Source organism: Clostridium nigeriense (assembly GCF_050585245.1).
Taxonomy (GTDB): Bacteria; Bacillota; Clostridia; order Clostridiales; family Clostridiaceae; genus Clostridium; species Clostridium nigeriense_A.
Map to the genome: position 1 here is coordinate 1 of NZ_JBNOOF010000056.1, position 448 is coordinate 448.

Genomic DNA, 448 nt, shown 5'->3' on the forward strand with positions numbered 1-448 from the left:
TTGCTTAGATAATCCAGTTAGCCTTTTAGTTTTATTTTCATCTAAATAAAACTTAATACGCTTAATTAAAGCATCTGTAACAACAGTTTTTATTCTTGGAGATGATTTGTATTTTGGTTTATCTGTAAGCTGTTGAATTAATTCTTGATGTTTTATATTATCATTATCATCAATGCCTAACTCTAATAAATTAGCTTCATAATCATTTATATACTTATCAACCGTTTTCCTGGCAAAGCCAGTTTCACGGGATATACATCTCTTGGATTTTTTATCTCTAATATACATTAGAATAATATCTTGTTTATTCATCAAATTAATCACCTTCCACACTTCCTCTAATACATAATATTATTTCCAATTTATTATGTGTTTTAGAGGCTTTTTTTATGAAGGGTGGCTTACTTTTTAATGAAATTTATGGTCTACTTATAGTCTCCCCTATACA

General features: G+C 27.5%; 1 pseudogene. It reads right to left on the minus strand.

Going from position 1 to position 448, the window contains the following annotated elements:
* A pseudogene (locus ACQPUY_RS17815) lies at positions 1-312 on the minus strand (IS21 family transposase); the annotation flags it as partial.
* Between the last annotated feature and the right edge of the window lie 136 nt (positions 313-448).